Below are 23,335 nucleotides of genomic sequence, written 5' to 3'. Positions count from 1 at the left end.
AGCTCACTGGTTAGGAGGAACGCGGGATTTTATCACAGCCTGTATGACTGCCCCGTGCCCAGACCAAAACAGTCGCCAGGCCGATGGGCAGCCAGCTGATGAACCATTCGGCCCGAGGGGTCCCGGTCAGGCTCGCGGCATCGAATTCCATGGCCAGGAAGGAAAACAGCCAGATTCCGATGACACCGCGGCCATAGAGCGTCTCGCGGGCGCGCCAGGCTTCGCGCAGGACCATCAACCAGACCGCTCCCCACAGCAGCAATCCGGGAATCCCCAGCTCGATGGCAACGTGGCTGAACAGGTTATGGGCATGGTCGAACACCTCTCCTGCGGCCGCCACTCTATAACCCGAGCCCAGCCCCAGGCCTGTCCATGGATGCTCGGCAATCATTTGCAGGCTGGCCATGAGAATCTGTGGTCGATAGGAAACACCGCGTTCCAGCACCAGGGGTTCGAGAAACCAGAAGATCAGCATCGCCACCAGTAGCGCCGCTGCAGCAAAGATCCGGCTGCGCCGGTCCCGGCACCAGATCGGCATCGCCACCACCGTCAGGAACAGGGCCAACGCTGCACCCCGGCTCTGACACAGCACGACGAACCCGCCGAGCAACACCAACGCGACCAGCCATACCGCCTGGAGAGGACGGGTATCGGGCGCCCAGTGAAGCAGCCAGATAGCAGTCAGGCCGATGACATAACCACCGAGGATGGGATGAGCCAACTCACCCAAGCCCTCCAGGCGCGCCCACCAGACATTTCCCTTGATCCCGTAGAACTGGATGATGGCCAGCAACGCGATCACCGCCAGCCCCAATCCGCCCCATTGCATGACCTTGATGATCCGCTCGGGCCGGGCATTGGCGTAAATCGGGAAGAACAGCAGGAACACCGCTATATACAACAGGCGCTTGGCCTCGCGCGACGGATCCTCGGCCTGGGTCCAGAACAGGCTGATCAGTCCCCAGACCGCCAACCCGAGCAGGGCCAGCCCAAGCCAGCGCTGGGCTTGCCACCATTGCACCAGGCGCTCGCGCGCGGACCAGGCCAGGACCATCGCCGGCAACCACAGGAAGGCGACCAGCCCCTGCTGATAGAGCTTGTTGGTGGGTGCCAGGGCGATGGCCAGCAAAAACCATAGCAATCCGATCGTCATCCATACTTGCGCCCAGCGTGTGGCGTGCATTCATTCGCTCCTAATTTATTCACCCAGCCAACCCGGCATGGTTAAAACGACAACTTTTCGGCATCATTGCCCGCCACTGTGCCCGCCACTTCGACAAGGCTTCCTACGATGCAATGCTCCCGGCTTCCCCAAGCCACTTTGAATCAGATGATTGAAGGCGCCAGGATTCTGGAGGCCGACAGTTACGGCCCGAAAGTCTACCTGTTGCAGGACGGGAATATCCTGAAACTGTTCCGGCGCAAGCGTCTTTTTTCATCCGCATTGTTTCGGCCTTATTCAAAGCGCTTCATCGACAATGCCGCGCGCCTGGAACAGCTCGGCGTTCCGACCCTGCAGGTCCTCAAGTTCTATCGCCTGGAACAACCCGGCATGACCGCGGTGCTCTACCAGCCGCTGCCAGGCGAAACCCTGCGCCAGGTGGCCGGCAAGGACGGCTTCGACTGGCAACAGACCCTGCCGGACCTGATCGGGTTGATCCGCAATCTGCACGCCTCGGGGATTTATTTCCGCTCGCTGCACCTGGGCAATATCGTCATCACCCCGGACCACCGCTTCGGCCTGATCGACGTGGCTGACATGCGCTTCTTCCGTGGGCCGCTACCGCGCCATCTGGTCAAACGCAACCTGCAACACTTCGCCCGCTATATTGCCCGGGAGAAGCTGAACGGGAGCTTTCCGATGCAGGCCCTGGAGCAAGCCCTGCTGTCAGCATGACAGCAGGCTGGCGGCCGCCCGACTGAAGCGTTGCCAGGCCAGGTCAGGCGCCAGCGCAACGTATTGCTCGGCCGCGATGTCCCGAGCAGGCAGGTCCAACGCCTGGAGAATGGCGTGCTGCCAGGCGTCGATGTCATTCACCGGGGCATAACGCCCGGTATCGGCCAGTTGTTCGCGGAAGACCTGCAGGTCGCTCGTCAACACCGGCACGCCGGACATCACCGCCTCCTGGAGAATCAGCCCCAGGCCCTCATCCAGGGAGGGAATGGCCACCCAGTCGAACGCCTTGTAAAGCGTCGCGGCATGCTTCAGGTGCCCAGGCAGCGACACTTTGTCTCGCAAGCCCAGCAGATCGACGCGCGCTTCGAGCGCCGCCCGATTCGCGCCTTCGCCGATAATCACCAGGCGCATGTCCGGCTGGCTGGCGAGGGCCTTGGCGAAGGCCTCCAGCAGGCAGGCAAACCCCTTGTCATCCACCAGACGGCCGACCGCCCCGAACACCGGCACATCGCTCGCGGGCAAGCCCAGGGCGGCGCGGGCCTCGGCGCGCGGCAGCAACCTGGCGTTGAAGGCCTGCGGATCGAACGCACTGCGCAGGGTGGTTACCGGCATTTGCAAATCGTCTTCGAGGCAGGCTGCCAGTGTCTGCGACACGGCAGCGAGGGTCAGTTGCGAGGCGGGGAGCTGAAGGAACAGTTTTCGGTCCTGGCGATGCAGGCGTGTGGACCCATGGATCACCACCACCGCGCGAATATGCGGCAGGGACTTGAGCACCGGCAGCAGGGTACGCGCCACTCCCAGGCCATCAAGCAACAGCACCTGGGCATCGCTGTCTTGCAACGCCTTGCGAAAACTGGCCCGTAGCCAGGGGGAAAGCAGGCGCCAGGCATGCTTGCCCTTCAGGCGCGCCGACGACAGGTTCCACTCCCGGCACTCTCCCACTTCGGCGACACAGCCGGTGGCGGGCCCCCGCAGCAGCCAGGTCTTGATCACCGTACCCGGCGCGGCCTGGGAAAGGATCTGCTGATGGACCTTGTGGACAGAGGCGAAGGCGCTGCCCCCCGCCCACATGACGTTGAGAATGCTCATTGGGCACACAGCCCTTTCGCAAGCTCCGGGAACATGGAATCGGTACGGTTAATTGATGAACCAGCCAATAGCGACTCCAAGCAACAGGACGAGAACAAGCTTGATCTGCTCGCGACGACTGCGGCGCGCCTTGCGCTCGCGCTCCACAGACGTCTCCACATGCAGGCCAAAACCAGTGTGCAGCACTGCGTCGCCTTCAAGGCTGACAGCCGTCAGATTCAGCTCGGCATAGCGCTTGGACAGCGCTTTTTCGCCACCGTGCCCGGCAAAGGGCGCGCACAGTCGATATTGCTCCATGCGGCGCAAACCGGGGTTCAGCGAGAAACTTTGCCACTCGGGCTTGTCGGAAATCAGCGGGTAGCACGGCACGCCGCCGATCAGCTCGCGGGCTCCGAGATGGATGTACGGGCTGTGGACCCGCAAGTCATGGGCATAACTGCGCAGCCAGACCTGCAGGATGTCCGGGCGCTGTTCGAGAATCGTCTTCGAGTCCTCGACAAAACCCGGGCGGTAGAACTCCCAGTCGTCTTCGCAATGAAAGACGTAGGGGGTCTTGACCTGTTCGTAGGCAAGGTCGATCGAAGCCAACTGCCCGAGCTTGGGCCGGTTGACGAAGAAGGTGCAGTGATCCTTCCAGTGCGCGGGCACCGCAGCACGCACCCGCTCGTCGCCGGCATCCTCGGTAATGAAGACTTCACGGATCGGGGCCGTGTTGAAGCGATCGAAACTCTCCAGCGTAAGCTTGAGCAGATCCAGACGGCCACAACTGGTAACCACCAGGGTGATGTCGCTTTCCTGACTAAACTGCACTTGATTCTCATCCATGCAAAAGTGCGCCAACTATCAATGGCTGGACAACAGCTGTCAAACACCCAGCCTTGAACGCAGGCGCTCGATAAAACTCAGGGGGGCACGCGGGCGCAGTGCCGGTTGCAGCTCCTCGACAATACGCTCACCGATTCGCGCAAAGCTGAACTGCGAAACGGCCAGGTCGCGCCCGTTCTGCGCAATGCTCTGGGCCAGGGCCGGATCGGCGCGCAACTGGGCGAGCTTCTCCTGCAGTTGCGGGATGTTCTGGTAAAACACGACGTTGTGCATGTCCTGCAGGCCCAGGGCGCGATTTTCTGCCTCGCCCTGGTCGAATGCCAGCAATACGCAGCCACAGGCCATGGCCTCGAAATTCTTGATCATGTATTCGCCCATGCCGACATCGGCACTGACGAAGAAACGGATGCGGTTGAGGGTGTCGCAATATTCTTCGCCCGACTTGGTCCGCGTCACGACCAGCGGCTCGACCTGGCCGAGTTCGTCGAGCAACGCCTTGCGACCGCTGTAGGCCACGCTGTTGGTGCTGCCGACGAACGCCAGCTCGATATCCCGCTCGCGGCTCTGGTCCTGCAACAGGCTCTGGTCGTAGCCCTTGGGCACGAAAACCGCGTCGAATCCCTCCTGGCGCAGGCGCTCGCTGACCATGAACCCCGAACTGATCACCCGTACCCACGGCAGGCGGCGGTAATGTGCGCTGAACTTGCCGGTGTATTTGCAGGGGATGTAGTTCTGGTAGGCGTCGTGCTCGAGGATCACCAGGTTGGGAATGCTGCGGATAAAACTCGCCTGGCGGATTTCCTGCTTGAAGCGCAGGAAGAACACAATGCGGTCATAACGCGACACGTCCACCTCGCGGCGGAAATAGCCACGCAGGTTGCGCTGCTCCTCGCTGCTCAACCACCGCAGGTCGCATTCGCAATGGGCGGCAACGCCTTCGTACAGACGGTCCAGGATGGCCCGCTGTTCTTTCTGCACCAGAAATAGAACCTTCATCATCTTCCTTGCAGCCGTGAGCAACCCGACAAAAGAGCGAAACTACCCTGATCGGCAGGCGAAAGGGTGTCAGGCAATACCAATTTACAAACGCCAGAACAATTCATGCCGGCGTACCGCCTTGCGGAAAAACTCGTTCTCGCCATAAGGCGAATCGGCGCGACCGGCCAGCACCCGTTGCAAGGCCCGGCGCAAGCGCCGCTTGAACGGCGGACGCGGCTGCAAGTCGTGCATCATGCCCAGGGCCATCGCCTTGTCACGCTGTTGCTCGAGCGTCAGCGGCAGGCTGCAGGGCCTGAGCACCTGGGCCGCGTCGAACACCGGTGGCAGGGCGATGCCCGCGCCGGAGTCGCCCATTGGCCAGCGGTCGTTGTCGTGCAGGTGGTTGGCATAACCGAGCAAGGTGGTCGGCTGCCACTCCAGCCCCTGCAAGGCTTCCATCACCGCCTGACTGGCGCAGATATGGTCGGGGTGCGGGTCGAGCGTCGGGTGCGGCAGTACGATCACTTCCGGACGAGCCTTGAGCAGTAGCGCCCGCAGGTCGGCCAGGAGATTGTTCCAGGTGGGCGCGCCATCGGTATCCGCTGGCAGGGGGAACGGGTTGAACTGGCGGAACAGGCGAATATCCGACAACTGCGCCTCGCGGGACGCTACGGGCCGGTTCGGCGCAGCCTGCATGGCCGGCAATTGCAGGCAGAAATACCCCAGTTGCACGCAGCGTGTTTCGGCAACCCCGGCCCAACGTGGCACCGCAATGCTGTCCCAGGCCCGCAGACGACCTTTGATCCGCGCCGCGTCAGCCTCATTCATGCCCATCTGCCGGTAATGCTCGGCCTCGATCTCGCCGGCGGTCAGCGTGACGATCCAGGCCTCGTCGGCCTGGCTGTACAGGCCGAACGCCGCCAGTTCGGCATCGTCGGCGTGCGGAGCGATGACCATCACCCGCTGGCGGCGATAGTCCGGTTCACGGAACACCGACAGCAACGGCTCGCCGCGCACCCGGCAGAAACGTCCGCGCAGTTGCAGCTCGCCGCCGGCCAGAGGCCGTGCCAGCCCGCTGAGATTGAGATAACGCAGGCCGTTAACGCCACGCTCGAACGTCTGCCGGTCCTGCCCCGCCAAAGCGATGGAAGGGTCGAAAAAACGCCCCAGCCAGGAGCTTTTGACCTGGACGGCCAGGATCAGGGTTTCGTCGCCCGCCAGGTCGATGGCCTGGTCCAGCACCAGGCGCTCCTTGTCCAGGCGGACCTTGGGCTGCTCGGTGCCGAACGGGAAGCTGTACTGATAATCGTCGCGGGGCGAATAGAACAGATGGTCGGCAAACCAGGCCTCATGCGCTACCCAGGCCAGCAGCGCGAGCAGCAGCGGCAGCCACCAGGCCACCAGCACGCCGACGGCGACCAGCACCAGCAGGCCGATCAGCAGGCCGAGGCGCTTGCGCCGACGATGGCGTTTGAGCAACTGCTGCTTGCGGCTCGGTGGCTGATTCATACCGTGAACACCGGAACGGGGTTGCACCAGCGGTCCTTGTATTCGCGATCGGCGCGACCGAAGGAGAAGCGCAGCGGTTTGTCGAGGGCCCGCGCCTGCTCCCAGGCACTTTGCGTATTGAGGAAACTCAACACGCTGCCGGGGCTGAACTCACGGGTCTCGGGGTCGACGCCACCGTTGATGTATTCGACGCTGATCCATTCCGGCGCTTCGACCCGATACACCAGTTGAATGGCAATCGGCGCATCGTTGAGAAAAATCACTGAACCGATCAACAATTCGCGCAGCAGTTCGAGGACCTCGGCCATGCGCTCGGCGCCCGTGGCGGCAAAGCCCCAGCGGCGCTGGAACAGATCGCAATAAGTGGCCGCCAGCTCCTGGCTGGAGAATTCGCCGACCGGCCGTACCACGCCACCCGCCTCTTCCAGCAGACGCAGTTCGCGGCGCTGGTTGTAGCGGAACTTCTTCGACAATTCTTCCGGCGTGCGGGCCATGGCCAGCTGTTCGGCCTGGGGCTTGAGGGTACTGAAACGCCCCTCGCTCAAGGCCGACAGATAACGCCCGCGATGACGCAGTGGCGCAGCGGCCTCAGGCGCGGCCGGCAGGATCAGCTCGGCGTTGCCCAGGTCGAACAGGCCTTTCTTGCCTCGGCGCTTGAGCACATCCTTGGACAGCGCCAGGTCGCGCCCCCAGGTCGGGATTGCCGCGCGGACTTCGCCGGCCTGCTCCCAGGCCAGGTAACGCACCGGGATGCCTGCCAGGTTCGCCAGGCGCTCCACCACCAGCGGATGGGTCGCGACGCTGCCGCCAAAACGCTGCCAGGCTTCGGCATAAGTCGAGGCGTCGACGACCGACCAGCCACGCTCGCGCCAGCCTTGGAATCGATTGAGCATCAGGGCCTCGCGGTCAGGTCGGTGACTTGCGGCAGACGCCAGAAAGCATCGCGTACGGCGCGGTCGGAGAAACGCTCGCGCAGCCGCTCGAACATCAGCTCGGCGCACAGCAGGCGCTGGTTCTCGTCCATCGCGGCCAGGTGTTGCAGCCCCTGGGCCATATGCTCGGCATCGCCCAGCGGAAACAGGATGCCGACGCCTTCGACCACTTCCTTGGCCCCGCCACAGGCGGTAGCCAACAGCGGCACGCCAGCGGCCATGGCCTCCAGCAGCACCATGCCGAACGGCTCATGGTCGGAACTCAGGGCAAAGGCATCGAAGGCGCGGAAATAACGCCGCGCCTCTGCCACCTGGCCCAGGAACAGCACACGATCGGCGATGCCCAGCTCGCGGGAAAGGTCCTTGAGCTTCTGCTCCAGGCGCCCGCTGCCCATGATCGCCAACTGGCTATCGCGGGGCAGGCCCGGCAATGCCGCGGCAAAGCCGCGCAACAGGGTGGCCTGGTCCTTGTCCGGGTGCAGGCGCCCGACATTGCCGACGATCCAGGCGGACGCCGAAAGCCCCAGCTCCTGGCGCGCGGCATTCTTGGGCAACTGGGTGGCTTGCAAGGCTTCGACATCGATCCGGTTGTACAGCGTCTGGATCCGCTGCGCCGGCCATTGCGGCAGGCAGGCGCGCATGTCGTCGCGCACCGCGTCGGACACGCCGAGCAGGCTCAGGCGCTGGCGGAACAGCTTGGCAAACAGCCGGCGACTGCCGCGCCGATAGTCGCCAAACGCATGATGCACGCCGATCACCGGCAACGAAGTGCCCAGCAGGGCGATGTAGATCGGTTTGAAGCGATGGGCGATACAGAAGCTGAAGTTGCGCGAGGCGGCGATCCTGCGCAGGTCGCGAATCGCCCCCAGCTTCAGGCCGCGGATGGCCTTGGAGCTGTACTCCATGAACAGCACTTCGTCGCTGGCGCAGCCGGCGGCGACTTCGGCATCCGCGACCCCGGTGAGGAACACCGTGGTCACGCGATAACCGCTGCCGGCGAACAGGCTGGCGTATTGCCGGGCACAGTCCAGGAACGGCCCGTCATAGCCGTGGCAGAACTGCAGGACGCGGCGCTCAGCCGAGCGTGTCATAAGGGTCCACGCCGTCTTTGACCACCAGGATGTCTTCCATGATCAGGTACTGCAGGTCGGAGCCGAAGAACATGTTCAGGGCGTCGGTCGGGGAGCAGATCATCGGCTCGCCACGGCGGTTGAGCGAGGTGTTCAGGGACACGCCGTTGCCGGTCAGGACTTCCAGGGCCTTCATCATGTCGTAGTAGCGCGGGTTGTATTCGCGCTTGAGCACCTGGGCCCGGGACGTGCCGTCCTCGTGGACCACTTCCGGCACGCGGGTCTTCCACTCTTCCGCCACTTCGAAGGTGAAGGTCATGAACGGCGCCGGGTGATCGACCTTGATCATCTGCGGGCCGACGGTGTCGAGCATCGACGGGCAGAAAGGCCTCCAGCGCTCGCGGAACTTGATCTGCTCGTTGATGCGGTCGGCCACGCCGGTCGCGCTCGGGCAGCCAATGATCGAACGGCCGCCCAGGGCCCGCGGGCCGAACTCCATGCGCCCCTGGAACCAGGCCACCGGGTTGCCGTCGACCATGATCTTGGCGATACGCTCGGGGGTGTTGTCGATCTGGCGCCAGGCCGGCTTGTTCGGATGCCGGGCACAGGCGGCGATCACGTCTTCGTTGCTGTAGGACGGGCCGAGATAGACGTGTTCCATCTTCTCCACCGGCACGCCGCGCGCGTGGGATACATAGGCCGCGGCACCGACCGCGGTCCCGGCGTCGCCGGAAGCCGGCTGCACGAACAGCTCCTTGACTTCCGGACGGGCGATGATCTTCTGGTTCAGCTTGACGTTCAGCGCACAGCCGCCGGCGAAGGCCAGCTTGCCGGTTTCCTTGAGGATGTCGCCCAGGTAGTGGTCGATCATCTGCAGCGCCAGCTTCTCGAACAGCGCCTGCATACTGGCCGCGTAATGGATGTACGGCTCGTCGGCGATATCGCCTTCGCGCTTCGGACCCAGCCACTCGATGAGCTTCGGCGAGAAGTAGAACCCCTTGCCCTTCTCTTTATAGCGGCGCAGGCCGATGACGTTGGCGTAGTCGGTGTTGATCACCAGCTCGCCGTTTTCAAAGCTGGCCAGGCGCGAGAAATCGTATTTGCTGGCATCGCCGTAAGGCGCCATGCCCATGACCTTGAACTCGCCGTCGAGCATTTCGAAGCCGAGGAACTCGGTGATCGCGCCGTACAGGCCGCCCAGGGAGTCCGGGTCGTAGAATTCCTTGATCTTGTGGATCTTGCCGTTTTCGCCGTAGCCGAAGAAGGTCGTGGCGTACTCGCCCTTGCCGTCGATCCCCAGGATCGCGGTCTTCTCCTTGAAGCCGGAGCAGTGGTAGGCGCTGGAAGCGTGGGCCAAGTGGTGTTCGACCGGCTCGATCTTGATCTTCTTCGGATCGAAGCCCAGTTGCTCCAGGCACCAGACGATCTTCTTGCGATAGCGCTTGTAGCGGCGGTTGCCCATCAGGATCGCATCGAAGGCGCGGTCCGGGGCGTACCAGTAACGCTTGGCGTAGTGCCAGCGGGCCTTGCCGAACAGGCTGATCGGGGCGAACGGAATCGCCACCACGTCAACGTCGGAAGGCTTGATGCCGGCCTGTTCCAGGCAGAACTTCGCCGATTCGTAGGGCATGCGGTTCTTTGCATGTTTATCGCGTACGAAGCGCTCTTCTTCGGCAGCCGCCACCAGCTTGCCGTCGATATACAGCGCTGCGGAAGGATCATGGCTAAGGGCGCCGGACAGGCCAAGAATCGTCAATGCCACAGGGGTCTAGCCTCTTAAGTCTGCATGCAGGCGACGTGCGCCTGGAATTAATGTGCTTCCGCCAGGGGCGGGAAACAGCTAAAGGGCGGGATTATAGCGTAAACCTGCCGCGGGATGATCCCTGGGATTTGTCGCCGATGCCGCAGGCGGCGACCGGCCCCAGGGGAGCTTGCCGCGCTCGTTGTCGCCTGCGGTAGCGGCCGCCGATCAGCCCGGGATGGATTCGGCGGTTTTCGGCAGGCGCTGGTCGATCACCCGATACAAGGCGCAATCCTGCGGCCAGTTGCGCATGAAGCGCGCCCGATCGCGGGCGTAGGCCGGGGCGAAGCTGCCGAGGCTTGGGTGCTGGCACATGGAATCCAGATCGATCAGCGCCCAGCGATCCTGCTGCCAGAACAGGTTATGCCCCTTGAAATCGCCATGGCTGATGCGCTCGCGGATCAACTCGGCGAACAGCTGGTCCAGCGCCTTGAGTTCGACCTCCGGCGCCGCGCCGCTGTCGATATAGGGCGCGAAGCGCTCGATGATGTCCGGCCCGGCCAGGTGCTCGGTCACCAGGTAGGCCCGGCTGCGCAGCCAGAGGAAGCGCTTCTCCAGCACCGCCAGCGGCTTGGGCGTGGCAATGCCGAGGAAGGCCAGGCGATTACCCTCGCGCCACGAATGCCAGGCCCGGCTGGGGCGCCAGAAGCGCTTGAGCCAATGGGCGAAGCCCTTGATGTTGTAACGCTTGACCACCAGGCTGCGGCCCGCGACCTCGACACGGCCGACGCTGGCAGCGCCACCGGTCTTGTACAGGTGCCCCTGGTCGAGCAGTGCATCGGCCTGCTCCAGCACCGGCAGCATCGCGGCCTCTTCCTCGCGCCGAATCGCCCGCAGGGCAAAGGGGCCGCGCTGCACACTGAACAGCGTGCACTCGCGACCGACCTTGTTGAGAAAGTCCTTCAAGCGCCAGCCACGCACCTTGTCCACCTGCTTTTGCAAGGCTTCCAGCGGCAGGGCATGTTCGGCGTTGCCCAGCAGGTAATGCACCAGCAACTCTTCGGTGAAGGGCTCCAGGCTCTTGGGCAACTGGGCGAAAAACACCCCGAGATTTTCCAGCACCTTCTGCCGGGACAGCGGCTTGCCCGCCTCTTCCACGCAGATCCCGGCACCATCGATCAGGTACAGCTTGCCCGCGTGGCGCAGCAGGTTGTCCAGGTGCAGATCCTCTTGCCACAAGCCCTTGCTGTGCAATTCGGCGATGGCCGCCAAGGCCTCGGCGAGCACCGCCTGCTGCTCATCGGCCAGCACCGGCAGCGATTCCACCTGCTTCCAGGCATCGCCCAGGCTCTCGGCGCCCTCCAGGAACTCGAACAGCAGCCAGCCACCCTCGCCTTCCTTCAGGCCGTCGGCCAGCAGCAGCGGCGTGGTCATGGATTGTGCTTCAAGCAGCCGCACGCCTTGCAGCTCGCGCTGGAAATGCCGTGCCGCCTTGGCGCCCACCAGCAGCTTGGCCAGCACCGGCCGGCCGCGCCAGACACCCGCGCCGACATAGCGCTGCCCCGGCAGCACCCGCAACAGGCTGAGCAACTGCAAGGTCGCCGGGCCGGCGGCGTCGGCCAGCTCCAGGCTCAGCGGCAGGCTCGGCGCACGGCCGGCCCGCGCAAGTTCGGACAGGCGCATCAGCGGGACTCCTTGTGGCTACGGCGGGTACTGAGGCGGCCCAGCCAGGCATCGACCAGCGAACTGTCCCGCGGCTGATCCAGATAGGTCGCGAGCAAGGCCCTTACATCGCCCTCTTCCCAGACCCGCGCGCGACGCAACAGCGGCTCCAGGTCCTTGACCCGGTCGCGCTGGCCGAACAGCAGCGGGCGGGTCTTTTCCAGGTCGATCAGTTGCGCCTGGTAACCGTCGCCGGTGGCCTGCAGGAAAATATGCTTGGGATAAAAGCAGCCGTGCACCTGGCGCACCGCGTGCAGCTTGCGCGCCAGCAAGCCACAGGCGCGCAGGATCGCCGCCTGTTGCTCGGGGCTGAGCTGCGCCCACTGCTGCAACAGCGAATCCAGATCGTTCCAGCCGTCCAGCGCGCGGGTCAGCAGGATGGCCCGGGTTTCGCCCGCCACCTTGCGCTCGCCGAAGAAAGCCGCCTGCAGCGCGGGGATACCCAGCTGCCGGTAGCGGCTGATATTGCGGAACTCGCGGGCGAAGGTCGGCTCGCCGAGGGGCCGGTGCAGGGTACGCGTCAGGTAGTTGCTCTGACGCTTGAGGTAGTAGCCATGGCCTTCCAGGTCGAGGCGAAACACGCTGCTCCAGCCGCCACCATCGGTATTGGGCTCATCCACCGCATCGAGCTGCTTGGCCCACAAGGCATCGAAACTGTCGAGGCCGTGGCGCTCCAGCAGCGCACGGTCCTGGTCCGCCAGGAAATCGGTCATTCGCGTCCCTCGAAAAATCTCACCACATGCCGGATGCGCTGCTTGTCCGCGGCGTTCAACCGGTTGCGCTGGCGATACTGCAAATAGAAGCGCAGGCGCTGGGTGGCCGACAGATGATACTTGGCCACCTTGTCCAGGCAGGCCAGGTCCTTGGTGATCCGGTACTTGAGCCAGAAACCGCGCCAGAAATCACCGTTGGGGCAATCGATCAGGTACAGCCGGGTGTCGTCATCGATCAGCAGGTTGCGCCACTTCAGGTCGTTATGGGTGAAGCGGTGGTCGTGCATGATCCGTGTACAACGCGCCAACTGCTCGCTGACCCGATCCACCCAGGCCCGGTCGGCCAGCAGCGGATCATTGCGCTCGGCCAGGGCCGACAGGTCTTCGGTGTGCGGCAACTCACGGGTGATCATCGCGCCCCGGGCGTAAGCCAGGCCACGGCGTTCCAGGCCCCAGGCCACCACTTCCGCGGTGGGAATGCCCCACTTGGCGAAACGCTTGAGGTTCTGCCACTCGGACTTGACTCGCGGCTTGCCCAGGTAGCGCCGCAGGTTCTTGCCGGCACCGGTGTAGCGCTTGACGTAATAGTGGATACCGTTGCGTTCGACCCGGATGACCTCGGACAGCGGGTCGCGGGTCAGGTGTTCGCCCTTGAGGGCGAATACCGCATCCAGACTGCCGAAATCCTGTGCCAGCTCCCGATATCCAGGTTCAAGGTTCCAACCCGCCATCAGAGCGCATCCCCGTATCGCTGCTTGCGGGCGTACAGCTTGTTGGCCTTGCCCTCCAGCCAGCCCAGCAGCGCCGCCTCCTCGCTGAGGATCCGCCGCAGCGGCTGCTGGAAATAGCCCTTGAGAAAGCGCAGCTTGTCGCGCCGGGTCAGGCCGATATCCAGCGCCGAGAAATACAGCGCCGCCAGGTCCTTGTCGCGCCAGCGCCGGGTGATGGCCGGGCGAGTCTGGGCGCGGTGCAGGTCGATCACCGAGAGCTTGAAGTCATCGGCGGTCACCGGCTTGTCGGTGTGCAGCAGGAAGTGACAGATATAGCAGTCGCGGTGGTTGACCCCGGCGCGATGCATCATGCCGGTCATCCGTGCCACTTCGGCGATCAACGCGCGCTTGAGCCGTGGCTGCGGCGGCTGCTTGACCCAGTCGATGCTGAAGTCTTCGAGGCTGATGGTCGGCGCCAGCTCTTCGGTAACGATGAACGAATGCTGGTTGGCCGGGTTGTCGCCCCGCTCGCCATAGGCCACGGCGGTCATGGTCGGTACGCCGGCTTGCTGCAGGCGCTGGATGGCCTGCCACTCCTGGCCCGCACCGAGCACCGGCAGCTTGGCGGTGAGCAGGTTCTTGAAAATCTCGCCCCAGCCGATACCGCGGTGAATCTTTACGAAGAACCCTTCGCCGGCCACCTCCGTACGCAAGGTACGGCGGGCTTCCAGCTCCCGGTAGACCTGGCCGTCCAGACGCTCGACCTCGGCGAACGCATCGCGTCCGGCCCAGAGTGTCTTGAACGGTTCGGCAAGAATCAGCTTCATCAGTGTTGCTCCGCCAGAATCACATCCGCAGCGTGCTGCGGCATGCTATAGAGGTCGGCCGTCTCGGCGAACGCCAGGCCGTTACGGCTCCAGGTCGCGCGTGCAGCGTCGTCGGTCAACATGGTGTGCAGGTATTGATTGAGCTGTCCTTGCTCCAGTGGTTCGTCCAGCACCAGGCCGCTGTCGGCCTCGGCGATGTAATGGGCATAACCGCAGACCGCACTGACCAGCACCGGCAGCCCCGCCACCAGTGCTTCCAGCAGCACGGTGCCGGTGTTCTCGTTGTATGCCGGATGAATCAGCAGGTCGGCCCCCAGCAGGAAACGCGGGATATCGCTGCGCCCCTTGAGGAACTGCACGTTTTCCCCCAGGCCCAATGCCGCGCTCTGCAATTGGAATACTTTGGGGTCGTCCTGGCCAATTACAAACAGCCGGGTGCGTTTGCGCAGCTCCGCCGGCAGCGCGGCCACGGCCTTGAGGCTGCGATCCACGCCCTTGGTCTTGAACCCGGAACCGATCTGCACCAGCAGCAGGTCGTCGTCCTTCAGGGCGAACTCGCGGCGGAACTCGGCGCGGATCTCGGCGGCGTTAGCCGGCGCGCGACGGTCCTGGGCAATGCCGGGCGGCAGCAGGTGGAAGCGCTCCAGCGGGGTGTCGTAATGCTTGATGAACAGCGGCTGCTGCACCTCGGAAATCATCAGCACCTGGGTTTTCGATTCACGGGCGAACACCGCCCGCTCGTACTCGGCGAAGTGCCGGTAGCGGCCCCAGCGCCGGTACAGCGAGTGGCGCAGGTTCTGCGCCTTGTCCTCGAAGCAGCCGTCGGCGGCGTAGTAGACGTCCAGGCCGGGCATCTTGTTGAAACCGATCAGGCGGTCCACCGGACGCTTGGCCAGGTCGGCCTCCATCCAGGCACTGAGCTTCTCATTGCGGTGGTGATTGAAGAACGCCTTGACCGGCGCCACCAGCACCTCGAAGCCGGGCGGCACGTCGCCTTCCCAGATCAGCGTATAGACGCGGATCTGGTGTCCGCGCTTCTGGCATTCCAGGGCGATGCGCATGAAGTCCCGCTGCAGGCCGCCGAACGGGAAATACTTGTAAAGGACAAAAGCCAGTTGCATCAGCGCAGCTCCTCAGCCAGTAACAACCTGCTCAGCCGGCTGGCGACACGCTCAGGATTCAGACGCGTGAAGCACAGCGGCCACTCGCGTTTCAGGTCGAACCGCCGCTGGTCCTCGGCAGTCGGTTGGTAGGTGCATTTTTTCTGCAGGCACGGCGCGCAGGGGAAATCGCTGGCCAGATGGACCTGCACCTTGCCGTAAGCGCCGGTCAGGCCCGGGTTGGTCGGGCCGAACAGGGAAATGGTCGGTACATCCAGCGCGGCGGCGAGATGACCGAGCCCGGTATCCACCGCGACACAGGCCTGGGCTTGCGCCAGCACTTTGGCGACGCCCGCCAGGTTCAGCTTCGGCAGCACCGTGGCATTGCTCAGGCCCCTGGCGATACGTTCGGCCCGGGCCTTCTCCGCCGGGTTGCCCCACGGCAGCCTGACCTCGACGCCCAACGATGCCATGCGCTCGGCCAGCTCGCGCCAGTAGGCTTCCGGCCAGTGCTTGGTATCCCAGGTGGTGCCGTGCAGGAACAGCACGAAGGGCTTGGGCCGTGGCAGTTCCACCAGTTTTTCGACGCTCAGGCCGTAGTCGCCCAGCCCCGAGGGCAGGTCGTAGCCCAGCGCCACGGCGAACAGCTGGCGCACGCGCTCCACGGCATGCTGGCCGCGAGCGACGGCCAGGCGCCGCGAATAGAAATGCGCCGCCAGCGGCTCGCGCGCCGACTGTTTGTCCAGGCCCGCCACCGGCGCCCTGACATAACGCGTCAGCCAGGCGCTTTTCAGCAGCCCCTGGGCATCGATCACCAAGTCGTAGCGGGTCGCGCGCACGCTCTGCTTGAAACGCCGCCACTCGCCACTCTTGATGGTCTGCCAGATGTTCTTGCGCCAGCGCCGGATCGCCACCGGGATCACTTTATCCACGGCCGGGTGCCAGGTCGGGATCTCCGCGAAACCCTCTTCCACCACCCAATCGAACCTGATCCCGGGGATCGCCCGCGCCGCGTCGGTCAACGCCGGCAGCGCATGGATCACATCGCCCAGGGAGGAAGTCTTGATCAACAGTACCCGCACTTACCGGACCTCGACCGCAGTACCCTGCAACCGCTGCAGGGCCTGGTCCACGGAGTCGGGCAGCAGCTGGCGCAGGCAGTTGTAATGGCCGAAGCGGCAGGTGCGGTCGAAACACGGGCTGCACTCGATGCCCAGGCGCACCACTTCGACCTGGTCGGCCAGCGGCGGGGTAAAGCCCGGCGACGTCGAGCCGTATACCGCGACCAGCGGGCGATTCAGCGCCGCCGCCACATGCATCAGCCCGGAGTCGTTGGACACCACGGAATCGGCACAGGACAGCAGGTCGATGGCTTCGGCCAGGGAGGTGCCGCCGCAGAGGTTCACCGACTCTTCGCGCAGCCCCGGAATCAGCCGGGCGCGAATGTCTTCGCCGACCACATGATCGTTCTTCGAGCCGAACAGCCAGACCTGCCAGCCCTCGCGGATTTTCAGCTCGGCGACCTTGGCGTAATGCTCGGATGGCCAGCGCTTGGCCTCGCCGAACTCGGCTCCCGGGCACAGCGCCAGTACCGGCCGATCCAGGGCCAGGCCGAACTTGGCGAGCGCCGCATCGCGGCTGGCCGGGTCGATCCGCAGCTCCGGCCGCGGATAAGGCTTGGGCAACTCGGCGCCCGGCTCGTAGGCCAGGGCCATGAAGCGCTCGATCATCAACGGATAGCGTTCTTTGTCGAGGGTGCGCACATCGTTGAGCAGGCCGTAACGGAACTCGCCGCGCCAGCCGGTACGTTGCGCAATGCCGGCAAAGAACGGCACCAGGGCCGATTTCAGCGAGTTGGGCAGCAGGATGGCCTGGTCGTACTGGCCCGCCAGGGACTTGCCGATGCGCCGGCGGGTCGCCAGCTCCAGCACGCCGTGGCCGAGCGGAAAGCTCAAGGCCCGCCGTACTTGCGGCATGCGCTCCAGGATCGGCCGGCTCCACTCAGGCGCCAGGACGTCGATCTCGCATTGAGGATGGCGTTGTTTCAGGCACTGGAAGAGTGTCTGCGCCATCACCATGTCACCGACCCAACTGGGCCCAACGATCAGAATATTCATGTGGTTTCCAAAAACGAACCGGGGAGGCTTACGCCTCCCCGCCTCGAGAATCCAGCCCTGCGGCATTCACCGCCTGCTCTTTGTGGACGAGCCGCGCACGGCTCGCCAGGTACATTTGCGGCAACATTGCCTAACTTAGCCCCAGCTCGCGCCAGATCCGCAATACCTCCCGTCGCTCGCTGGCGAACTGGTCGCCGGCGATCACCCCGGCCTCGTTCTGCAAGGCCTGGCGGTGTGCCGCGGAGCGGTAGGCCTTGTAGACCTCGCGCAACAGGCTGGCATCGGCGGCGGGCATCAGCCCGACTTCCTCCAGACCTTCCAGAATGCGGATATTGTCGGTGTAGCGCAGCAATGACGGGTGCTCTTGCGACCACGCCAGGGCCGCGTATTGCACCATAAATTCGATGTCGACGATACCTCCGGCGTCCTGCTTGAGGTCGAACGGCGCCGTGGCCTCGAAGGCATTTGCCGCGGTTCCGGCGGCCGTCGCCCGGGTCCCCAGGTTGTCGCGCATCTTGGCCCGCATCTCGCTGACCTCCTGCTGCAACGTCGACAAATCACGCGCCCGTCCGAGCACCGTCGCGCGCACCTGCTCGAAGGCCCGGCCGACATCCTCGCTCCCCACCAGCACCCTGGCGCGCACCAGCGCCTGATGTTCCCAGGTCCAGGCTTCGTTCTCCTGATAGCGGGCAAAAGCGCCCAGCGAACTCACCAGCAAACCCGACGCCCCGGACGGCCGCAGGCGCATGTCCACCTCATACAGCTGGCCGGAGTTGGTCTGGGTGGTCAGCAGGTGGATGATCCGTTGCCCCAGGCGGGTAAAGAACTGCGCACCGTCGATCGGTTTCGGGCCATCGGTTTCCGCCTGCGGATCGCCGTCATGGATGAACACCAGGTCCAGGTCGGAACCATGCCCGAGTTCCAGGCCGCCGACTTTCCCATAACCGACAATGATGAACCCCGGATCGCACAAGGTGCCGTCACTGCGTTGCGGGGCGCCGTATTTCGCCACGGTCTGGCGCCAGGCCAGGGCCAGGACCTGCTCGAGGATCGCTTCGGCCAGCCAGGTCAGGTAGTCGCTGACTTTCATCAGCGGCAGGCTGCCGGTGATTTCCGAGGCGGCCACCCGCAAGCGGTGGGCCAGCTTGAAGTGACGCAGCGCCTCCATCTGCTGCTCCAGATCGTCCTCGGGAATGCGCGTCAGGCGCTCGCGCAATTCCGCGGCCAGCTCCGGCGCCAGCGGCGGCTTGAACAGCCGGCCCTCGTTGAGCAGCTCGTCAAGCAACAGCGGAAAGCGGGTGATCTGTTCGGCGATCCATGGGCTGGCCGCACACAGGGTCAGCAGCCGGCGCAAGGCCCCGGGGTTCTCGGTGAGCAACACCAGATAGGCCGAGCGTCGCGCCACGGCTTCCACCAAGGGCAGCACGCGCTCCAGCACCAGGTCCGGGTCGGCGTGCTCCACCGCCTGGGCCAACAGGCGCGGAATGAAGGCATCCAGGCGCTCGCGCCCGAGCCGCTGCATGGCGCGCAGTTGCGGGCTGCCACGCAGGCCGGCCAAGGCCCTGAGTGCCTTCGGCGCGTCGTTGAAGCCGCCTTCCTGCAACTGCCGGCACGCCGCTTCCTCATCCTGGGCCTGCTCCCACAGCGGCAGCCATTCACCGCCGACCACCACTTCGCATTCGCCGTCCTCATCCTCGTCCGGATCGGCGATCACCTGGCGGAAATGCCATTCCACCCGGCCGCGCCAATACATCAGTTGCTCGTGGAACGCCGCCCAGTCGGCGAACCCCAGCATGAAAGCGATGCGTGCCTGGTCCTGGGGGTTGTCGGGCAGCATCTGCGTCTGCCGGTCGGCGATCGCCTGGATCGCATGCTCGGTGTAGCGCAGGAACTCGTAGCCTTCGCGCAACTCGGCGACCACCGCCGCCGGCAGATACCCCTGCCCTTCCAGGGTGCCCAGCACCTTTAATAGAGGGCGCTGTTGCAGGCTGAGGTCGCGCCCGCCGTGGATCAGCTGGAACGCCTGGGCGATGAACTCGACTTCGCGAATACCGCCGGAGCCCAGCTTGATGTTGTCGGCCATGCCCTTGCGTCGCACTTCCTGCTGGATCAGCTGCTTCATGGTGCGCAGCGCTTCGATCGCCGAGAAGTCCAGGTAACGCCGATAGACAAAGGGCCGCAGCATGTCGAGCAATTGCGCGCCGCTGGCCTGGTCGCCCGCCACCACCCGCGCCTTGATCATCGCGTAGCGCTCCCAGTCGCGCCCCTGGTCCTGGTAGTACTGCTCCAGCGCATTGAAGCTGAGCACCAGCGCGCCCGCCGAGCCGTAGGGCCGCAGGCGCATGTCGACGCGGAACACGAAGCCGTCGACGGTCATCGGGTCCAGCGCCTTGATCAGGCGCTGCCCCAGGCGGATGAAGAATTCCTGGTTATCCAGCGCCCGCTTCACACCCACCGTTTCCCCGCCCTCGGGGTAGGCGAAGATCAGGTCGATGTCGGACGACAGGTTGAGTTCGACGGCCCCCAGCTTGCCCATGCCGAGGATGACCATCTGCTGCGGCTCGCCGCTGCGCGCTCCGGTGGGCACGCCGAACTGCTCGCAGTGGCGCTGGTACAACCATTGATACGCCTGGTCGATGCAGGCGTCGGCCAGGTCCGACAGATCGCGGCAGGTCTGCACCAGATCGGCCTGGCGCGTCAGGTCGCGCCAGATGATCCGCACCTGATGGCGGTTGCGCTGGCGCCGCAACACCCGGCCCAGCTCGTCTTCGCTGGCGGCCTGGCCCACCGCCGCGGCGATCTGCGCACACAATTCCCCCGGACCGAAGCCGCGGTCGAGCGCACCGTCGCGCACCAGCTCCAGCAACATCAAAGGGTCACGAAGAATCTGTTCAATGAAAAAGTCGCTGGCGGCGCTCACCCGGGCAAACTCCGCCCAACGTTCGGCCGTCCAGGCAGCGAGCCCGTGATCGTCCTCCAGGGCCGCCACGGCGCTACGGAACGACTGCTCCGCGCGGCTGACAAAAGGCAGGAGAATCGCTGGGACTTCGGCAAGCGCGGGCAGGCTCATGGGCTATCCTTGATCGGCGTAGAAATGGGCGGCCAGGGCAAATACTGCGGGCGTAACCCTTGAAGGACTGTCGAACAAAAGTTAGAAATAGCTGAAATTTTTCTTATTTTGGCAGCCAGCATCAATTTCTTACCCATTGGCATTGGAAATCGACCAACAGTAACGATTATTCTCACAACGCAGCAGGAGGCCACAAGCCAATCTTCTGTAGTTTTACTACTCGTCTATACATTCGAAAGGCTGAAACGGCCGACGATTTGTAGTAAAACTACACGCCGCCGCATCAACCTCCGGCAATCCAAGAATTTTATCGTCTGCCCACAAGGCCAGTCGCAAACTCAGGCAACCGATTCTGGAAGCCTTTCCGCCCTGGAGCAAGCCATGCAAGACCTCGATCCCGTCGAAACCCAGGAATGGCTGGACGCCCTGGAATCGGTTCTCGACAAAGAAGGCGAAGACCGTGCTCACTATCTGATGACCCGTATGGGCGAACTCGCGACCCGCAGCGGCTCGCAACTGCCCTACGCCATCACCACGCCTTACCGCAACACCATTCCCGTCACCCACGAAGCACGCATGCCTGGCGACCTGTTCATGGAACGCCGCATTCGCTCGCTGGTGCGCTGGAACGCGATGGCCATGGTAATGCGCACGAACCTGAAAGATTCTGACCTGGGCGGTCACATCTCCAGCTTCGCCTCCAGTGCGACCCTGTATGACATCGGCTTCAACTACTTCTTCCAGGCGCCAACCGACGAACACGGCGGCGACCTGATCTACTTCCAGGGTCACACTTCGCCAGGCGTCTACGCCCGCGCGTTCATGGAAGGCCGCATCAGCGAAGAGCAGATGAACAACTTCCGCCAGGAAGTGGACGGCAACGGCCTGTCCTCCTATCCGCACCCATGGCTGATGCCCGACTTCTGGCAGTTCCCGACCGTATCCATGGGCCTGGGCCCGATCCAGGCGATCTACCAGGCGCGCTTCATGAAGTACCTGGAAGCCCGCGGCTTCATCCAGCCAGGCAAGCAGAAAGTCTGGTGCTTCCTGGGCGACGGCGAGTGCGACGAGCCGGAATCCCTGGGCGCGATCTCCCTGGCCGGCCGCGAGAAGCTGGACAACCTGATCTTCGTCATCAACTGCAACCTGCAGCGCCTCGACGGCCCGGTTCGCGGCAACGGCAAGATCATCCAGGAACTCGAAGGCGTGTTCCGCGGTGCCCAGTGGAACGTTACCAAGGTCATCTGGGGCCGTTTCTGGGACCCACTGCTGGCCAAGGACACCGACGGTATCCTGCAGCGCCGCATGGACGAAGTCATCGACGGCGAGTACCAGAACTACAAGGCCAAAGACGGCGCATTCGTGCGCGAGCACTTCTTCAACACGCCTGAACTCAAGGCGATGGTCGCGGACCTGTCCGACGACGAAATCTGGAAGCTCAACCGTGGCGGCCACGACCCGTACAAGGTCTACGCGGCCTACCACGAAGCGGTCAACCACAAGGAACAACCGACCGTCATCCTGGCCAAGACCATCAAGGGTTATGGCACCGGCGCCGGCGAAGCGAAGAACACCGCGCACAACACCAAGAAAGTCGATGTCGACAGCCTGAAGCTGTTCCGCGATCGCTTCGACATTCCGGTCAAAGACGAAGAACTGGAAAACCTGCCGTTCTTCAAGCCTGAGCCGAACAGCGCCGAAGCCCGCTACCTGAGCGAGCGTCGCGCCGCACTGGGCGGTTTCGTGCCTCAGCGCCGCGCCCAGAGCTTCAGCGTTCCGACCCCGCCGCTGGATACCCTCAAGGCTATCCTGGACGGCTCGGGCGACCGTGAAATCTCCACCACCATGGCCTTCGTGCGGATCCTCGCGCAGCTGGTCAAGGACAAGGAAATCGGCCCGCGCATCGTGCCGATCATCCCGGACGAAGCCCGTACCTTCGGTATGGAAGGCATGTTCCGCCAGTTGGGCATCTACTCCTCGGTCGGCCAGCTCTACGAGCCAGTCGATAAAGACCAGGTGATGTTCTACAAGGAAGACCAGAAGGGCCAGATCCTCGAAGAAGGCATCAACGAAGCGGGCGCCATGAGCTCCTTCATCGCTGCCGGTACTTCGTACTCCAGCCATAACCAGCCGATGCTGCCGTTCTACATCTTCTACTCGATGTTCGGCTTCCAGCGCATTGGCGACCTGGCCTGGGCCGCCGGCGACAGCCGTACCCGTGGCTTCCTGATCGGCGGCACCGCCGGCCGTACCACCCTGAACGGCGAAGGCCTGCAGCACGAAGACGGTCACAGCCACATGCTGGCTGCCACCATCCCGAACTGCCGCACCTATGATCCGACCTACGGCTACGAGCTGGCGGTGATCATCCAGGACGGCATGAAGAAGATGACCGAAGAGCAGCAGGACGTCTTCTACTACATCACCGTGATGAACGAGTCCTACCAGCAGCCAGCGATGCCGGCCGCTGCCGAGGAAGGCATCATCAAGGGCATGTACCTGCTCGAGGAAGACACCCGCGAAGCGGCGCACCACGTTCAGCTGATGGGCTCCGGCACCATCCTGCGCGAAGTCCGTGAAGCGGCGAAGATCCTGCGTGAAGAATTCAACGTGGCCGCGGACGTGTGGAGCGTGACCAGCTTCAACGAACTGCGTCGCGATGGCCTGGCCGTCGAGCGCAGCAACCGCCTGCACCCGGGCCAGAAGCCCAAGCGCAGCTATGTCGAAGAGTGCCTGAGCGGCCGCAAGGGTCCGGTCATCGCTTCCACCGACTACATGAAGCTGTTCGCCGAACAGATTCGCCAGTGGGTCCCGTCCAAGGAATTCAAAGTCCTGGGCACCGACGGTTTCGGCCGCAGTGACAGCCGCAAGAAGCTGCGTCACTTCTTCGAAGTCGACCGTCATTTCGTGGTGTTGGCAGCCCTGGAAGCCTTGGCTGACCGTGGCGACATCGAACCCAAGGTCGTGGCCGAGGCCATCACCAAGTTCGGTATCGACCCGGAAAAACGCAACCCACTGGACTGCTGAGGAGATTT

Annotated in this window: 18 protein-coding genes; 2 read left to right on the top strand and 16 right to left on the bottom strand. The window is 64.0% G+C overall.

What is annotated here, in order from left to right:
• Positions 1–10: 10 nt before the first annotated feature.
• Positions 11–1,183 carry an O-antigen ligase gene (locus TO66_RS02515; protein ID WP_044460838.1) on the bottom strand — a complete coding sequence of 391 codons (1,173 nt, stop codon included), beginning with the start codon at positions 1,181–1,183 and terminating at the stop codon, positions 11–13.
• Between the two features lie 108 nt (positions 1,184–1,291).
• Between TO66_RS02515 and TO66_RS02510 the strand changes: the two genes are divergently transcribed.
• Positions 1,292–1,897: a toluene tolerance protein gene (locus TO66_RS02510; protein WP_044460837.1), complete on the top strand. Its 606-nt coding sequence runs from the start codon at positions 1,292–1,294 to the stop codon at positions 1,895–1,897.
• Here the strand turns inward: TO66_RS02510 and TO66_RS02505 are convergent.
• The 15 genes from TO66_RS02505 to glnE form a co-directional block, all read right to left on the bottom strand.
• A complete protein-coding gene (locus TO66_RS02505; RefSeq protein ID WP_044460836.1) occupies positions 1,889–2,986 on the bottom strand; it encodes a glycosyltransferase in 1,098 nt (365 codons plus the stop codon). The two genes, TO66_RS02510 and TO66_RS02505, sit on opposite strands and share 9 nt — an antisense overlap.
• A 48-nt stretch (positions 2,987–3,034) precedes the next feature.
• On the bottom strand, positions 3,035–3,796 hold the full coding sequence (locus tag TO66_RS02500; protein WP_044465928.1) for a hypothetical protein: 762 nt from the start codon (positions 3,794–3,796) through the stop codon (positions 3,035–3,037).
• A gap of 54 nt (positions 3,797–3,850) precedes the next feature.
• Positions 3,851–4,807: a glycosyltransferase gene (locus TO66_RS02495; protein ID WP_044460835.1), complete on the bottom strand. Its 957-nt coding sequence runs from the start codon at positions 4,805–4,807 to the stop codon at positions 3,851–3,853.
• An 84-nt stretch (positions 4,808–4,891) separates the two neighbouring features.
• The gene (locus TO66_RS02490; RefSeq protein ID WP_044460834.1) at positions 4,892–6,298 is read right to left on the bottom strand and encodes a PIG-L deacetylase family protein; all 1,407 of its coding nucleotides are present in this window, start codon (positions 6,296–6,298) and stop codon (positions 4,892–4,894) included.
• Positions 6,295–7,191 (bottom strand): GNAT family N-acetyltransferase, encoded by an 897-nt coding sequence (locus TO66_RS02485; protein ID WP_044460833.1) that lies wholly within the window; start codon positions 7,189–7,191, stop codon positions 6,295–6,297. The genes TO66_RS02490 and TO66_RS02485 overlap by 4 nt, the downstream gene beginning before the upstream one ends.
• Positions 7,191–8,321: a glycosyltransferase gene (locus TO66_RS02480; protein ID WP_044460832.1), complete on the bottom strand. Its 1,131-nt coding sequence runs from the start codon at positions 8,319–8,321 to the stop codon at positions 7,191–7,193. The genes TO66_RS02485 and TO66_RS02480 overlap by 1 nt, the downstream gene beginning before the upstream one ends.
• The gene (locus tag TO66_RS02475) at positions 8,305–10,062 is read right to left on the bottom strand and encodes a carbamoyltransferase (RefSeq protein ID WP_044460831.1); all 1,758 of its coding nucleotides are present in this window, start codon (positions 10,060–10,062) and stop codon (positions 8,305–8,307) included. Before TO66_RS02475 ends, TO66_RS02480 begins: the two co-directional genes overlap by 17 nt.
• Before the next feature lie 207 nt (positions 10,063–10,269).
• Positions 10,270–11,724 (bottom strand): lipopolysaccharide kinase InaA family protein, encoded by a 1,455-nt coding sequence (locus tag TO66_RS02470; protein ID WP_044460830.1) that lies wholly within the window; start codon positions 11,722–11,724, stop codon positions 10,270–10,272.
• Positions 11,724–12,476: a lipopolysaccharide kinase InaA family protein gene (locus TO66_RS02465; protein ID WP_044460829.1), complete on the bottom strand. Its 753-nt coding sequence runs from the start codon at positions 12,474–12,476 to the stop codon at positions 11,724–11,726. The genes TO66_RS02470 and TO66_RS02465 overlap by 1 nt, the downstream gene beginning before the upstream one ends.
• Positions 12,473–13,207, bottom strand: coding sequence for a lipopolysaccharide kinase InaA family protein (locus tag TO66_RS02460; RefSeq protein WP_044460828.1), 735 nt, complete (start codon positions 13,205–13,207; stop codon positions 12,473–12,475). The genes TO66_RS02465 and TO66_RS02460 overlap by 4 nt, the downstream gene beginning before the upstream one ends.
• Positions 13,207–14,013, bottom strand: coding sequence for a lipopolysaccharide core heptose(I) kinase RfaP (rfaP, locus tag TO66_RS02455; protein ID WP_044460827.1), 807 nt, complete (start codon positions 14,011–14,013; stop codon positions 13,207–13,209). Before rfaP ends, TO66_RS02460 begins: the two co-directional genes overlap by 1 nt.
• Positions 14,013–15,134: a glycosyltransferase family 4 protein gene (locus TO66_RS02450; RefSeq protein WP_044460826.1), complete on the bottom strand. Its 1,122-nt coding sequence runs from the start codon at positions 15,132–15,134 to the stop codon at positions 14,013–14,015. The genes rfaP and TO66_RS02450 overlap by 1 nt, the downstream gene beginning before the upstream one ends.
• The gene (waaC, locus tag TO66_RS02445; RefSeq protein WP_044460825.1) at positions 15,134–16,195 is read right to left on the bottom strand and encodes a lipopolysaccharide heptosyltransferase I; all 1,062 of its coding nucleotides are present in this window, start codon (positions 16,193–16,195) and stop codon (positions 15,134–15,136) included. The genes TO66_RS02450 and waaC overlap by 1 nt, the downstream gene beginning before the upstream one ends.
• Positions 16,196–17,230, bottom strand: coding sequence for a lipopolysaccharide heptosyltransferase II (gene waaF, locus TO66_RS02440; RefSeq protein WP_044460824.1), 1,035 nt, complete (start codon positions 17,228–17,230; stop codon positions 16,196–16,198).
• Positions 17,231–17,360: 130 nt separating this feature from the next.
• The gene (gene glnE / locus TO66_RS02435) at positions 17,361–20,300 is read right to left on the bottom strand and encodes a bifunctional [glutamate--ammonia ligase]-adenylyl-L-tyrosine phosphorylase/[glutamate--ammonia-ligase] adenylyltransferase (RefSeq protein WP_044460823.1); all 2,940 of its coding nucleotides are present in this window, start codon (positions 20,298–20,300) and stop codon (positions 17,361–17,363) included.
• A gap of 381 nt (positions 20,301–20,681) precedes the next feature.
• Between glnE and aceE the strand changes: the two genes are divergently transcribed.
• The gene (gene aceE / locus TO66_RS02430) at positions 20,682–23,327 is read left to right on the top strand and encodes a pyruvate dehydrogenase (acetyl-transferring), homodimeric type (protein ID WP_044460822.1); all 2,646 of its coding nucleotides are present in this window, start codon (positions 20,682–20,684) and stop codon (positions 23,325–23,327) included.
• Positions 23,328–23,335 lie beyond the last annotated feature (8 nt).

The organism is Pseudomonas sp. MRSN 12121 (assembly GCF_000931465.1).
Lineage (GTDB): Bacteria > Pseudomonadota > Gammaproteobacteria > Pseudomonadales > Pseudomonadaceae > Aquipseudomonas.
This window is presented reverse-complemented; position numbering and strand designations above follow the sequence as displayed.